This window comes from Streptomyces sp. NPDC001717 (assembly GCF_042892775.1).
GTDB lineage: Bacteria > Actinomycetota > Actinomycetes > Streptomycetales > Streptomycetaceae > Streptomyces.
Genome location: NZ_JBIAUK010000036.1, coordinates 38,853 through 52,750 on the forward strand (window position 1 = coordinate 38,853; position 13,898 = coordinate 52,750).

Annotated in this window: 15 protein-coding genes; 9 read left to right on the forward strand and 6 right to left on the reverse strand. The window is 70.6% G+C overall.

What is annotated here, in order from left to right:
* Positions 1-51 precede the first annotated feature (51 nt).
* The 7 genes from ACFYZL_RS35205 (at position 52) to ACFYZL_RS35235 (ending at position 4,237) form a co-directional block, all read left to right on the forward strand.
* Positions 52-1,182, forward strand: a complete 1,131-nt coding sequence (locus tag ACFYZL_RS35205; protein WP_388684683.1) for a threonine aldolase family protein — start codon at positions 52-54, stop codon at positions 1,180-1,182.
* A 248-nt stretch (positions 1,183-1,430) separates the two neighbouring features.
* On the forward strand, positions 1,431-1,625 hold the full coding sequence (locus ACFYZL_RS35210) for a DUF397 domain-containing protein (RefSeq protein WP_384751082.1): 195 nt from the start codon (positions 1,431-1,433) through the stop codon (positions 1,623-1,625).
* A gap of 66 nt (positions 1,626-1,691) precedes the next feature.
* The gene (locus ACFYZL_RS35215; RefSeq protein ID WP_388684685.1) at positions 1,692-2,279 is read left to right on the forward strand and encodes a hypothetical protein; all 588 of its coding nucleotides are present in this window, start codon (positions 1,692-1,694) and stop codon (positions 2,277-2,279) included.
* A gap of 27 nt (positions 2,280-2,306) precedes the next feature.
* Positions 2,307-2,471: a hypothetical protein gene (locus ACFYZL_RS35220; protein WP_384751087.1), complete on the forward strand. Its 165-nt coding sequence runs from the start codon at positions 2,307-2,309 to the stop codon at positions 2,469-2,471.
* A gap of 285 nt (positions 2,472-2,756) precedes the next feature.
* Positions 2,757-3,188: a BlaI/MecI/CopY family transcriptional regulator gene (locus ACFYZL_RS35225; RefSeq protein WP_384582212.1), complete on the forward strand. Its 432-nt coding sequence runs from the start codon at positions 2,757-2,759 to the stop codon at positions 3,186-3,188.
* A gap of 11 nt (positions 3,189-3,199) precedes the next feature.
* The gene (locus ACFYZL_RS35230; protein ID WP_384751091.1) at positions 3,200-3,739 is read left to right on the forward strand and encodes an amino-acid N-acetyltransferase; all 540 of its coding nucleotides are present in this window, start codon (positions 3,200-3,202) and stop codon (positions 3,737-3,739) included.
* A 165-nt stretch (positions 3,740-3,904) separates the two neighbouring features.
* A complete protein-coding gene (locus ACFYZL_RS35235) occupies positions 3,905-4,237 on the forward strand; it encodes an Lsr2 family protein (protein ID WP_384582209.1) in 333 nt (110 codons plus the stop codon).
* On the opposite strand, the gene ACFYZL_RS35240 is transcribed toward ACFYZL_RS35235, so the two are convergent.
* The gene (locus ACFYZL_RS35240) at positions 4,222-4,869 is read right to left on the reverse strand and encodes an SCO3374 family protein (RefSeq protein ID WP_384751094.1); all 648 of its coding nucleotides are present in this window, start codon (positions 4,867-4,869) and stop codon (positions 4,222-4,224) included. The two genes, ACFYZL_RS35235 and ACFYZL_RS35240, sit on opposite strands and share 16 nt — an antisense overlap.
* Positions 4,870-5,332: 463 nt before the next feature.
* On the opposite strand from ACFYZL_RS35240, the gene ACFYZL_RS35245 reads away from it, so the two are divergent.
* Positions 5,333-7,858, forward strand: a complete 2,526-nt coding sequence (locus ACFYZL_RS35245) for an ATP-dependent Clp protease ATP-binding subunit (RefSeq protein WP_384751098.1) — start codon at positions 5,333-5,335, stop codon at positions 7,856-7,858.
* A 383-nt stretch (positions 7,859-8,241) separates the two neighbouring features.
* Positions 8,242-8,787, forward strand: coding sequence for a M23 family metallopeptidase (locus ACFYZL_RS35250; protein WP_384759286.1), 546 nt, complete (start codon positions 8,242-8,244; stop codon positions 8,785-8,787).
* On the opposite strand, the gene ACFYZL_RS35255 is transcribed toward ACFYZL_RS35250, so the two are convergent.
* From ACFYZL_RS35255 to ACFYZL_RS35275, 5 genes are all read right to left on the reverse strand, one after another.
* On the reverse strand, positions 8,784-9,890 hold the full coding sequence (locus ACFYZL_RS35255) for a LamG-like jellyroll fold domain-containing protein (protein ID WP_384759289.1): 1,107 nt from the start codon (positions 9,888-9,890) through the stop codon (positions 8,784-8,786). The genes ACFYZL_RS35250 and ACFYZL_RS35255 overlap by 4 nt on opposite strands.
* A 361-nt stretch (positions 9,891-10,251) precedes the next feature.
* Positions 10,252-11,565 carry a two-component system sensor histidine kinase CseC gene (gene cseC / locus ACFYZL_RS35260; protein ID WP_384756082.1) on the reverse strand — a complete coding sequence of 438 codons (1,314 nt, stop codon included), beginning with the start codon at positions 11,563-11,565 and terminating at the stop codon, positions 10,252-10,254.
* A 61-nt stretch (positions 11,566-11,626) separates the two neighbouring features.
* Positions 11,627-12,340 (reverse strand): two-component system response regulator CseB, encoded by a 714-nt coding sequence (cseB, locus tag ACFYZL_RS35265; protein WP_384582197.1) that lies wholly within the window; start codon positions 12,338-12,340, stop codon positions 11,627-11,629.
* 14 nt (positions 12,341-12,354) lie between these two features.
* Positions 12,355-13,107 carry a hypothetical protein gene (locus ACFYZL_RS35270; protein ID WP_384756085.1) on the reverse strand — a complete coding sequence of 251 codons (753 nt, stop codon included), beginning with the start codon at positions 13,105-13,107 and terminating at the stop codon, positions 12,355-12,357.
* Positions 13,095-13,655 carry a SigE family RNA polymerase sigma factor gene (locus tag ACFYZL_RS35275; protein WP_376660303.1) on the reverse strand — a complete coding sequence of 187 codons (561 nt, stop codon included), beginning with the start codon at positions 13,653-13,655 and terminating at the stop codon, positions 13,095-13,097. Before ACFYZL_RS35275 ends, ACFYZL_RS35270 begins: the two co-directional genes overlap by 13 nt.
* Positions 13,656-13,898 lie beyond the last annotated feature (243 nt).

Consider the following 13,898-nt stretch of genomic DNA (forward strand, 5'->3'; position numbering starts at 1 on the left):
CCGGCACCGGCCCCCGGGGGACCCGCCGCCCGGTCGGCGATGATCGGGGCCATGACCGATCAGAGCGAGGAAACGGCGTACGAGCGCCGGCTGGTGGCCGCCTGGCGCGCCGCGGAGCACACCCTGGCCCGCGGCCCGGGCGAGGCCACCCTGGGCGAGCTGCTGGCGCGGCTGACGGAGGCCCCCCACGACCCGGACGAACCGGCCGACGTCTACGGCGACGGGGTGGTCGCCTCCCTGGAACGCCGGGTCGCGGAGCTGCTCGGCACCGAGGACGCGGCGTTCTTCCCCTCCGGCACCATGGCCCAGCAGATCGCCCTGCGCTGCTGGGCGGGCCGCACCGGGAACCCGGCCGTCGCCCTGCACCCGATGAGCCACCCGGAGCGGTGGGAGGAGGAGGCGCTGTCGGTCGTCTCCGGCCTGCGCGTGGTCCACCCGACGGCCGAGCCCCGCCCGCCCACGGCCGCCGAGGTCGCCTCCCTCCCCGAGCCCTTCGGCACGCTCATGCTGGAGCTGCCCCTGCGCGACGCGGGCTTCCTCCTGCCCACCTGGGAGGAACTGGAAGCGGTGGTGGAGGCCGCCCGTGAGCGGGAGGCGGCGGTCCACTTCGACGGGGCCCGGCTCTGGGAGACCACGGTCCACTTCGGCCGCCCGCTCCCCGAGATCGCCGCGCTGGCGGACTCCGTGTACGTGTCCTTCTACAAGTCCCTCGGCGGGATCAGCGGGGCCTGCCTGGCGGGCACGGCCGACTTCGTCGAGGAGACCAGGGTCTGGCGCCACCGCTACGGCGGCCGCGTCTTCCGCCAGTTCCCCGCCGCCCTGTCGGCCCTGGCGGGCCTGGAGCGCGAGCTGCCCCGGCTGCCGGCGTACGTCGACCACGCCCGCCTGGTCGCCGACGCCCTGCGCGCGGCGCTCGCCGCCTCGGGCATCGCCTGGTCCCGGGTCCACCCGGAGGTCCCGCACACCCACCAGTTCCAGGTCTGCCTGCCCTTCGAGGCGGCGCACCTGACGGACACGGGGCTGCGCACGGCGGAGGAGACGGGCCGGGCCCTGTTCCGCCGGTGGTCTCCGACGGTCGTGCCGGGTGTGTCCGTGACCGAGGTGACGGTCACGGGCCAGGGCCTGTCCTGGACCGCGGCGGACGTGACGGACGCGGTCGCGGACTTCACGGCGAGGCTGTAGGGGGGCCGGGGGCGGCCTTCCAGCCCCTCCGGCGTTCGAGGCGCGGGGTCCGGAGGCGGAGCCCCGGGAAACGGAGAAAGGGCGGGGCGGGGACGGCTCCGCGCAGCGGCACCCCGGCCCCCACTCCTGGCTCCCCCCCGTACCGGAACCGGCACGCGAATCACCGAATTCAGCGAAAACGACCGGCGAACTCCGGCCACGGGGTTACCGTCCCTCCGATGGGAATTCCTGGGACCGGAGGAGACACCATGACCGTCCAGCCCGCGCCAAGCGCCTGGCAGAAGTCCTCGTTCTGCGGCGAAGGAGACGCCTGCGTCTACGTCTCCGCCACTCCCGGCTCCCTCGTCCGCGTCGCGGACCGGGCAGATCCGGCCCACCTCGTGCTCGCCACGACGCAGGCCGCGTGGGCCGATTTCCTGCGGGCGGTCAAGGAATCCGGATAGGGGAACCGCCGCGCCGCACCCCTCGCCCTGAGGGGATTTTGTCCGATTAGCGCGTATCTTCGCCCCATGCCCACGCCCTACGGATCCCGCGGCGGCATGGCGTTCAGCGCTGCCGAACTGCTCGTGCTCAGGCGCTCGCTCGCCCACGCCCTCCAGTCCTCCACGGCCCCCCTCACGGCCCCGGAGGTCCAGGACTGCCTGCGCCTGGCGCAGTCGGTGGACGACGCGGTCCAGGAGGCGTGCCGGCTCAGAGCGTTCCTCCTGGAGGACCTCGCCCGCTACCGGGGCGCTCTGCCCGGCAGCCTCCCCGGCTACCTGGAACTGCTCCAGGACGCCCTGGCGGGCGGCTACGAGCCCGTACCCGACGACCTCGCCGCCCTGCGGGCCCTGCGCGCGAACCCGCGCGCCGCCGCACTGCTGGACCGGGCCCAGGGCATCGCGGAGCGTTCCGTACGGCGAAGGCTCTCGACGGCCCCCGCGCCCCGTACGCGACTGCTGGCGCTGGCCGGGGGCCAGGACCGGCGGCCGTCGCCCGAACCCCGGCCGAAGGAGCCCCAGCGGCCCGAGAAGCCGATCCCGACGCCCGGCGAGGTCTTCCCGCCCCGCCGCAAGCCCACCCCGCCGCCCCCGGCGGCAGACCGCGCCGTCGGTTAGCCCGGCGGCACTGGCTACGCTGTCGGCATGGACTACGTCTCCGCGCTCGTGCCCCCCGTCGTGATGGCCGCGTTCTTCATCGCCCTCGTCAGGACGATCGTGAAGTCACAGGGCGGCGCGAACAAGGCCAAGGAGGACGCGGCGGTCGACGCCGTGATCTCCCGGGCCGAGGCCGCTCGGCAGCAGAACTAGGGCCTGTCGTCAAACTCCTGTCGTCGCCCGGAGGGCGGCCGCGCGGCGTCTGGTGCGTGCTGTCGGTGCGCCGGGCGGAAGCCCGCGTACTGGACGTACTTGGCTTTCGCCCGGTGCGGCGAGAGCGCGTGCCAGGCGTCGCGGGGCAGACGGGAGTTTGACGACAGGCCCTAGGGCCTGTCCGGGCGACGGGCGTGCGGCACGACCCGCCGTACGCCCGATTTTCTTGCGCGTTGCTCCCCGAATGGTCGGGCAATTCCACACAACCCGCACTATCGTGCTGTTGTGCCTCGCCCCTTGGGAGAACTCGAAGACGCCGTCATGACGCGGGTGTGGCAGTGGAACCGCCCGGTCACCGTTCGGGAAGTACTGGAAGACCTCCAGCAGGAACGGTCCATCGCCTACACCACGGTCATGACCGTTATGGACAATCTTCATCAGAAGGGCTGGGTCCGCCGGGAAGCCGAAGGCCGCGCCTATCGATATACGGCGGTCTCCACCCGCGCCGCCTACTCGGCCGCACTGATGAACGAAGCGTGGTCGACGAGCGACAACCCGGCCGCCGCGCTCGTGGCCTTCTTCGGCATGATGTCGGCGGAACAGCGCGAAGCCCTCCGTGACGCCGTGCGCATCGTCCAGCACGACGACGAGACGGCCCCCGCCGCACCCGAAGCCGAAGGGGACTCCGGCGAGCGGCCGGAGGAGCCGGGACGATAGCGTCCCGTCGCATGGGAGAGTTTTCCGCCGCATCCGCCGCGCCCGCAGAAACAGTGACGATCCGCCGTGCCCGCACCGGTGATGTCCGCGCGGTGCGCCGCCTGCTCGACCAGTACGTGCAGCAGAGGATCCTGCTCGACAAAGCGCCGGTCGTCCTTTACGAGGACATCCAGGAGTTCTGGGTCGCGGAACGCGTCTCGGACGCTCAGGTGGTCGGCTGCGGCGCTCTCCACGTGATGTGGGAAGACCTCGCCGAAGTGCGCACTCTCGCCGTCGACCGCGAGTTGAAGGGCGCCGGCGTCGGCCATCGCGTACTGGAGCAGTTGTTGCGCACGGCCCGCGACGTCGGCGTGAGCCGGGTTTTCTGCCTGACCTTCGAAGTGGACTTCTTCCGCAAGCACGGGTTCGTCGAGATCGGCGAGACGCCGGTCGAGACGGATGTCTACATGGAGCTGCTTCGTTCCTATGACGAGGGTGTCGCCGAGTTCCTGGGTCTCGAACGAGTGAAGCCGAACACCTTGGGCAACAGTCGGATGCTTCTGCACCTCTGATCGATCACCGTGGTTTTTCCCGTGCGTCGCCCGCCTGTGGCCTATGTCCGAATCGCGCACGTTTCCCGCCTCGTTGCGGTCCTGAACCTCTCCCCGGGGGTTTGTGTTTTCCAGGCAAAAGCGGTTTCCTTTCCGCGTACTGCTTTTCGATGAAAGGAAATCCCGGTGGCACAGAAGGTTCAGGTCCTTCTTGTCGACGACCTCGACGGTGGCGAGGCGGACGAGACTGTGACGTTCGCTCTGGATGGCAAGACCTACGAGATCGACCTCACCACCGCCAACGCTGAAAAGCTCCGCGGCCTGCTCGACCCGTACACCAAGGGCGGCCGCCGTACCGGTGGTCGGGCCACCGCGGCCCGTGGTTCCAAGGCCCGCGCCGCCGCGACGGCCGGCACGGACACCGCCGAGATCCGCGCCTGGGCCAAGGCCCAGGGGCTGAACGTCAACGACCGCGGCCGCGTCCCGGCCGACATCAAGGAGGCCTACGAGAACCGCTGACCCGCGGTTTCCCGTAGGGTCGTACGCCGCCCAAGGCGCGCCCGGTGGCATTCCGTCGCCGCCGCCGCCACCAGACGTACGAGATCGGGCCCGGGAGCGGGCCCGGTGGCCCGCCCAGGACCGGGCAGGGCCGGCAGCAGTGCCTCACACCCCTGCTCGGGGGGTCGCAGCCACACGGCGGCCCCCCGAGGGCTTTTCCCGAGGGACGTCCCCGGGGGAGCCGGGGCGGTGATCAGGCCACCCGCGCCCAGGGCCACGAGGTCCAGGGCGACCCCGCCCCACTCCAGCCAGTCGAGCAGCCCGTCCAGCTCCTCCGCGCCGCCCACGGCCACCAGGAAGTGCATCCGGCGCCCCACCAGCGCGACCGGACCCGTGGGGACCGGCCTGCGCAGCAGCGCCGCTCCCGCGTCGGACGGCAGCTCCAGGACGTCGAACCGGGTCCCCGTGGCGAGCCGACCGGGCGCCGGGCCCAGGACGGTCCACCCGAGCACCCGCTCGTACCAGTCCGCGCACGTCTCCTCCCCGGGCGGCGTCCGAGGCCCGGGGACGGCCCGGGCGACGGGCCGCGGGGTCGACGCGACGTCGTGCGGAAGGGTTCCCGCCGGACGGAGTCCGGGGCAGGTTGCGGCCATGTCCGGAGCAACTCCGGAAACGGCCCTGGGTTACGGTCGTGGTGACGCACCGCACTCATCGTGATGCGGAACGTAAACATCCGCGCGGCCGGAGTCCCGCATTCGGGACGGAAGCTTGTTCGCCCTTAGCTGAGGGAACCGGTGCCACTGGCATGGAGTGTCAGTCCTTACGGGTAAGACATTCCTAGTGGATCGGGGCGACACGCTGATTTGAACGGCTTCCGTTCGCCATCGGCGTACACGCATGACGGGTATCTGCCTGGCCTGCGGGAACATCGTCTCGCACCATCGAGTTGGAGCAGTAGTCGGCTCTAACAGCCGGTTTTCCTCACCGACGTGGGGGTGAGCCGTGGACGGATGTCGGCAGTTGGAATGAGCTGTCCCGCCCCGCGGGACTAGCATGCGGAAGGACAGGGCGGGGACCGACCCCGAACTGCCCGACCGCTCTGAGGAGCGATAAACGATGTTCGAGAGGTTCACCGACCGCGCGCGGCGGGTTGTCGTCCTGGCTCAGGAAGAAGCCCGGATGCTCAACCACAACTACATCGGCACCGAGCACATCCTTCTGGGTCTGATCCACGAGGGTGAGGGTGTCGCCGCTAAGGCCCTGGAGAGCCTCGGGATTTCGCTCGAGGCTGTTCGCCAGCAGGTCGAGGAGATCATCGGTCAGGGCCAGCAGGCCCCGTCCGGCCACATCCCCTTCACCCCGCGGGCGAAGAAGGTCCTGGAGCTGTCGCTCCGCGAGGCCCTCCAGCTCGGCCACAACTACATCGGCACCGAGCACATCCTGCTCGGCCTGATCCGCGAGGGCGAGGGCGTCGCCGCCCAGGTCCTCGTGAAGCTGGGCGCCGATCTCAACCGAGTCCGGCAGCAGGTCATCCAGCTGCTCTCCGGTTACACCGGGGGCGGCAAGGAGTCGGCCACGGCCGGCGGCCCGGCCGAGGGCACGCCCTCGACCTCGCTGGTCCTCGACCAGTTCGGCCGCAACCTCACCCAGGCTGCCCGCGAATCCAAGCTCGACCCGGTCATCGGGCGCGAGAAGGAGATCGAGCGGGTCATGCAGGTGCTGTCCCGCCGGACCAAGAACAACCCGGTCCTCATCGGCGAGCCCGGCGTCGGCAAGACCGCCGTCGTCGAGGGCCTGGCCCAGGCGATCGTCAAGGGCGAGGTCCCCGAGACGCTCAAGGACAAGCACCTCTACACGCTCGACCTGGGTGCCCTGGTCGCCGGTTCCCGCTACCGCGGTGACTTCGAAGAGCGCCTGAAGAAGGTGCTCAAGGAGATCCGCACCCGCGGCGACATCATCCTGTTCATCGACGAGCTCCACACCCTCGTGGGTGCGGGTGCCGCCGAGGGCGCGATCGACGCCGCCAGCATCCTCAAGCCCATGCTGGCCCGTGGTGAGCTCCAGACCATCGGTGCCACGACGCTCGACGAGTACCGCAAGCACCTCGAGAAGGACGCGGCCCTCGAGCGCCGCTTCCAGCCGATCCAGGTGGCGGAGCCTTCCCTCCCCCACACGATCGAGATCCTCAAGGGCCTGCGCGACCGCTACGAGGCCCACCACCGCGTCTCCATCACGGACGAGGCCCTCGTCCAGGCGGCGACGCTGGCCGACCGGTACATCTCGGACCGCTTCCTCCCGGACAAGGCGATCGACCTGATCGACGAGGCCGGCTCCCGGATGCGCATCCGTCGGATGACCGCGCCGCCGGACCTCCGCGAGTTCGACGAGAAGATCGCGGCCGTCCGCCGGGACAAGGAGTCGGCCATCGACTCCCAGGACTTCGAGAAGGCGGCTTCTCTCCGTGACAAGGAGAAGCAGCTGCTGGCGGCGAAGACCAAGCGCGAGAAGGAATGGAAGGCCGGCGACATGGACGTCGTCGCCGAGGTCGACGGCGAGCTCATCGCCGAGGTCCTCGCGACCGCGACCGGCATTCCCGTCTTCAAGCTCACCGAGGAGGAGTCCTCGCGACTGCTCCGCATGGAAGACGAGCTCCACCGCCGCGTCATCGGCCAGAAGGACGCCATCAAGGCGCTCTCCCAGGCCATCCGCCGTACCCGTGCGGGTCTGAAGGACCCGAAGCGCCCGGGTGGCTCGTTCATCTTCGCCGGCCCGTCCGGTGTCGGTAAGACCGAGCTCTCCAAGACGCTCGCCGAATTCCTCTTCGGCGACGAGGACGCGCTGATCTCCCTCGACATGTCGGAGTTCAGCGAGAAGCACACGGTTTCCCGTCTCTTCGGTTCGCCCCCCGGTTACGTGGGCTACGAAGAGGGCGGCCAGCTCACCGAGAAGGTGCGCCGCAAGCCGTTCTCCGTCGTCCTCTTCGACGAGGTCGAGAAGGCCCACCCGGATATCTTCAATTCCCTTCTCCAGATCCTGGAGGACGGTCGCCTGACCGACTCCCAGGGCCGGGTCGTGGACTTCAAGAACACGGTCATCATCATGACGACCAACCTGGGTACCCGGGACATCTCGAAGGGCTTCAACCTGGGCTTCGCGGCCCAGGGCGACACCAAGACCGGCTACGAGCGGATGAAGGCGAAGGTCAACGAAGAGCTCAAGCAGCACTTCCGGCCCGAGTTCCTGAACCGTGTCGACGACACGGTCGTCTTCCACCAGCTCACCGAGGAAGACATCATCCAGATCGTCGACCTGATGATCGCCAAGGTCGACGAGCGCCTCAAGGACCGCGACATGGGCATCGAGCTGAGCGGCGACGCCAAGCTCCTGCTCGCCAAGCGCGGCTACGACCCGATCCTGGGTGCCCGTCCGCTGCGCCGGACGATCCAGCGCGAGATCGAGGACGTGCTGTCGGAGAAGATCCTCTTCGGCGAGCTGCGCCCCGGTCACATCGTGGTCGTCGGCAAGGAGGGTGACGGCGAGGAAGCCAAGTTCACCTTCCGCGGCGAGGAGAAGTCGGCCCTGCCGGACCTCCCCCCGATCGAGGCCACGGGCTCCGGCCCGGACCTGTCGAAGGGCGCGTAACGCGAGAGCAGTGACCAGGGGCGGCCCCGGAACCGAACGGTTCCGGGGCCGCCCCTTTCGGTTGCCCGCCGATGGTCCCGAACCGGCCCGCCGAAGGTCCCCCGCCGGTGACAAGCCGCACAGGGCAAATCGGACGTACTAGTCGTATTCGTAGATCCAATGAACGTCGGCCGGAGCCCTTCGTCCCAGGTGGGAGCCGAGTCAACAGGCCGCAGAGCCCGACCCCTCCTACGACATCAGGTAGTAAAAGGGGTGTTTGGGAAAGTCCGGGAGCTCGGGTTACCAAGGTGAGGCCAACCCGGCATGCGCTTCATCGTGCCGGGTCACTTCATGCCTCTGACGGGCATGACACCGCCCTTGTCCCCGGCCCCGGAGGTCTGTTCATGTTCGCGAAGCGCGTCAACACCCGTCGTACCCGTACCGCCGTCACCGCCACCGCTCTCGGCGCCGTGCTGGCCCTGGGAGCCGGGACGACCGCCGCGTTCGCCGACACGACGCAGACCGGCAAGGCCGCGTGGGAGAAGCCCGTCGCCAAGTACACGCTGTCCGCGACCTTCGCCCAGGCCGGCGGCATGTGGGCCCACAAGCACTCCGGCCAGGACTTCGCCGTCCCGTCCGGCACCCCGGTCGACGCCGCCGCGGCGGGCACCGTCGTCAAGGCCGGCCCCAACGGCGGCGGCGACGGCCCGGCCTACGGCAACGCCATCGTGATCAAGCACGGCAACAGCACGTACTCGCAGTACGCGCACCTCTCGAAGATCCAGGTCAAGATCGGCCAGAAGGTCGCCAAGGGCCAGCAGATAGCCCTGTCCGGCAACACCGGCAACTCCAGCGGCCCGCACCTGCACTTCGAGATCCGCACCACGCCGAACTATGGCTCGGCCGTCAACCCGGTCGCCTTCCTGCGCAAGGCCGGCGTCACCGTCTAGATCAGCCAGGCGTGCTTCGGCTTCCCGAGCTTGTTCAGGTTGCCGGAATCCAGCACCGCCACCTGCTCGGGGGCCAGGGCCTTGTCCCAGATCCGGATGCGGTCCATCGAGCCGACGAACGAACCGCTCCAGATCCCGTGGTGCCGGGTCCGGCCCAGCTGCACCGGACCCGGGCCCGCCCAGATCCCCGAGATCTGGGCCTGGCCCGCGGCCTTGTCGTTCACGTACAGGGCGATCGTCTTCTTCTCGGCGTCGTACGTGCCGGTCAGCTGGGTCCACTTCTTCAGCGCCTCGGGCGCCTCCACGACCACCTGCTGGGCGGTGGAGGCCGCGCCCTTCTCACCGGTCTGCACCCGGAACACCCAGGACTTCTTGCCGCTCACGACTTCGAAGCCGAGCTCGAAGGAGTACGAGACGCCGTCCCCCTGGCTGATGGCCATGCGGGTGCCCGTCTCCGTCACGCTGTAGACGCGCGTGGTCACGGTGAAGCTCTTGGTGACGTCCACGGCCTGCTCGTTGCCCTGGGCGAACGATTCGGCACCGCCCTTGAGGCGCAGCTCGTTGCGGTTCTCCATCTTGACCAGTTCGACGCCCGGGTTCATCGCCAGTTGCACCGGCGTGCCGTTGTTCGCGCGGTCACGCAGCTGCGTCGGCTCGTTCGGCACCGTGGCCGAGTTCTCCTCGGCGGCGCTCTGCGAGGGGCTGGGGGAGCCCGAGGCGACCGGCGGCTTGTCGTTGTCCGGGGAGTCCTTCCGACTCGCGAAGAAGTACCAACCGGCGCCGCCCGCCAGCAGAGCGCCCACGACGCCGAGCGAGACGAACAGCATCCTGCGGCGGGAGCGCTGCGCCTCGGAGCGGTCGGCCATCGCCTCCCAGTCGGGCTGCGGGGCGGGGACGAAGGCCGCCGGTTCGGGCTGCGGCGGCTGCTGGTTCGGGTAGCCGTAGCCGCCGGGTATCGGCGGGCCGGGCTGTGCGGGCGGGAACCCGTAACCGCCGGGCTGGGCGGGCGGGAATCCGTAGCCGCCCTGCGCGGGTCCGAAGCCGCCGCTTCCCGGGGTGGGCTCGGGCTGCGGATTGCTGGGAGGATTCGTGCCGTCGGTCATGCCTGGGATGCTAAGTCACCGGCCCGTACGGACGTAGGCCCGGGGACACCGGGCCCTCCGTCACCCCCCCGGCGCGCGCCCGGCCCCGACGGCCCCCCTGCGGCCCGCCCTCGGCAGGGATGCCGCTGCGCGGAGCTGCTCCCCTACCCGCCCTTCCACCGTTCCCCGGGCTCTGCCCGGACCCGTCCTGGGGCTCCGCCCCAGACCCCGCGCCTCAAACGCCGGCGGGGCTGGAAAGGTCACCCGCCTCGAAGGCCGGCGAGGCTGGATGGTGCCTCCGCGGAATGCCGCAGCCGGCGGACGGCAGGGGCGAAATCCAGCCCCGCCGGCGTTTGAGGCGCGGCGCGGAGCGCCGTGGGGGTTACGGGACCTGGATCACCGGGAAGCTGCCCGTGGCCGTCGGGGCGTGTTCCGGGAGCCACAGGACCGCCACCGCCCCCGCAGCCCCGCCGGCTCCGCCGGCCAACGCCGCCGGCGCCGCCACGTTGCGGAACGTCAGCCTCGCGCCCAGGACCCGCGCCTGGCCCTCCGCGATGGTCAGCCCGAGACCGTGGCCGACGCCCGCCCGGTCCGTGGACCCCGTACGGAAGCGGCTCGGGCCCTCGCGCAGCAGGGCCTCGGGGAAGCCGGGCCCGTGGTCGCGGACCCGTACCACCCGCCCCTCCACGTCGACCTGGATCGGCGGCTGCCCGTACCGCGCGGCGTTCGCCAGCAGGTTCCCCAGGATCCGCTCCAGCCGCCGCGGGTCGGTGCTGACGATCTCGTCCGCGACCACCCGTACCGAGGCCTCCGGCATCAGTGCCTTCACCCGTCGGCTCACGAACTCGCCCAGCGCCACGTCCTGCAGCTCGGCCCGCTCGGACGCGCTGTCCAGTCGGGCCACTTCCAGTACGTCCTCGACGAGCGCGCGCAGCGCCTGCGCCCGGTCCCGCACCAGCTCGGTCGGCCGCCCCGGGGGCAGCAGTTCCGCTGCCGTGAGCAGCCCCGTCACCGGGGTGCGCAGCTCGTGCGCGATGTCCGCGGTGACCCGCCGTTCCGCTTCCAGCCGCTGCTGGAGCGCGTCGGCCATGGCGTCGACGGCCCGCGCGAGGTCGTCGGTCTCGTCGCGTACGACGCCTCCGACCGCGTCCCGTACGCGTACTTCGGGGTCCCCGTGCGCCACCCGCTGCGCGGCCGCCGCGGCCTTGCGCAGCCGGCGCGAGATCTGCCCGCCGATGAGCACGCCGAGCGCCGAGCCGCCGATGACCACGGCGAGGGAGCCGATGACCAGGGCCCGGTCCAGGTCGCGCACCATGTTGGCGCTCTCCCGGAACTGCGTGTGCAGCGACAGCACCTGCCCGTTCCCGAGCGGTACGGCGGCCCACACCTCCGGCAGCCCGTGCGGGTTCTCCTGCACGAAGGTGCCGCGCCGCCCCGACCGGGCCTTCTCGCGCAACTGCGCCGGCAGCTCCGGGTCGTTGACCTTGGCGCCCATCATGGGCCGACGGCCCGAGTCGGTGTTGCGGGAGATGAACTGCACGCGGTCCAGCTGCACCTCACGGGCGCTCTCCAGCATCGAGACCCGGGCAGCGCTGTGCACCACGAGGCTCAGTGCGACGGCGGTGAGCGCGCCGACGGCCGCGATGGCGAGGGTGATCTTCCAGCGGATCCCCGTCCGGAGGGTGAACCGTCTCATGCCTGTCTTCTCATGGGGGGAGTCCCGGCCCGGGCCGGGGAGGAGGCCGGGAGGGGGCGACTCAAGCCTTCAGCTTGTATCCGAAGCCCCGGACCGTTTCGATCCGGTCCTGCCCGATCTTGGTGCGCAGCCGCTGCACGTGGACGTCGACGACGCGGGTGTCGCCGCCCCAGTCGTAGTCCCAGACCCGCTCCAGCAGGCGGTCGCGCGACAGTACGGTGCCCGGTGCGGAGGAGAACTCCAGCAGCAGTCGCATCTCGGTCGGCGTCAGGGCCACCGGCGCGCCCGCCTTCCGTACCTCCATGCCTTCGGTGTCGACCTCCAGGTCACCGAAGGACAGGACCCCGCGCTCCCCGTCGGGGCCGTCGCCGTCGGAGCCCGAGCCGCCGTTCTGCGGGCCGCCGGCGTGTCCGAAGCGGCGCAGCACGGCGCGGATGCGGGCGACGAGCACGGAACCGTCGAAGGGCTTGGTGACGTAGTCGTCGGCGCCCGCCTCCAGGCCCAGCACCACGTCGATGGAGTCGGCCCGCGCCGAGAGCATGATCACGGGGACGGTGGACTCGTCCCGGATGCGGCGGCACAGGCTCACGCCGTCCATGCCCGGGACCATCACGTCGAGCAGGGCGATGTCGGGCCGGTCGGCCCGGAAGGACTCCAGACCGGACAGCCCGTCGGGCATGGCGGTGACCACGAATCCGTCGCGCTCCAGCGCCAGGGTCGTCGCCTCGCGGATGACGTCGTCGTCCTCGACGAACAGGACATGGGTCTCGGCCATGCGGAAGCCTCGCCTCAGTTCTTCTGGGTCAGGGCCGGGGCCGGCTGGGCCCCGCCGTCGACCACGTTGCTGTACTCCGAGTGGACCCGGTCCTGCTCGGTGAACTTCTCCCCGTTCCAGTGGTACGTGATCACGTCCTCCCCCGACGGATACGCGAGCGCGTCGCTCTTCGCGTAGACCTGCTTGGTGACCACCAGGTCGCCCCGGTCGATCTCCGCGTACAGGGGTGGCTGCTCGTCCGAGAACACATTCTCGTACTTCCCGCCGTCCTGGCGGTACACGTACGAGCCGCGGCCGAGCGCGTCGGCGCAGGACAGGACGTTGACGACGAGGTCGGCGACCGGGCCCCCGGTGACCTTCCCGTAGCTCACGTCCACCGGGTACTCGTTGCCCGAGCAGGGCTTGAGGTCCCGCTTGACCGCGGCGCTGACCTTGGGGTCCGCCATCAGGAGCTTGACGGGGTCGACCTTCTTCAGGGCCTGGCCGAACGGGGCGACGGACGGCGAAGAGGGGTCGTGGACGTCGGGGGAGACGGAGGAGGCCCCGGGCTCGTTGGGCGAGGTGGACGCGGCGGGAGCCGCCGTGCCGGCCTTGGCCACGGCCTCGCTGCGGGCGGGGCCGCCGTCACGCAGACCGGTGCCCCCGGTGGAGCAGCCGACCGCGAACACGGCAGTGCCGACGAGGACGATCGCCCCCGCCGACATCAGGACCAGAGAACTGCCGGGCAAGCCCGTCGAACCCCTGTTTTGGCCGTTCAGGCCGCGCACCGCTCACGCCCCTCGTACCGGATGGTGTGGTCACCGCGTTCCAGCGCGCGCATGTCCAGGTCTCGGCTCTCCAGTTCCTGCCGGAGACGGGCCAGCGCGCGATGCAGCGTGCTCTTCACCGTACCCGCAGACATCCCGAGCGCGGCGGCGGTCTCCTCGGTGCTCATCTGCTCCCAGTGTCGCAGGACGACCACGCTGCGCTGCTTGGGGGCGAGCACCTTGAGGATGTCCATCAGCAGCGCGCGGTCGGCGCGCTGGTCGGAGCCGTCCTCGACGGAGGCGTCGGGCAGCTGCTCGGTGGGGACCTCTTCGAGCTTGCGGGCGCGCCACCACTCGGTGCGGGTGTTGATCATGACCCGGCGGAGGTAGGCGTCGGCCAGGGACTTGTCCGCGATGCCGTCCCAGCGGCCGTAGGTGCGCACCAGCGCGGTCTGCAGGAGGTCCTGCGCGTCGGTCGGGTCCGGGACGAGGCGCCGGGCACTGCGCAGCAGGGCGTCCTGCCGGGTGCGTACGTACTCTTCGAATTCGAGTACATCGCCGTGCGCCATCTCAACCGCCTCCACTGCCGTCCACCCGTTGACCCGCTGTCTTACGGATCCGAAGGTACGGATGGGTTGTCACGGCACTGTGCGGTCCAGACCTCGGTGGGCGCACGGACACCCATAGGTTGTGTAACAGCGGCTGTGAGCTGGGGTTTCCCGAGGGAAGCGGAATGGTTGAGTCGTCTACCACCTTGTTGGCGAGGGGTGTTGACGCCCCTTCGGATCCCGTCGCCGCCACGTCATCCGACA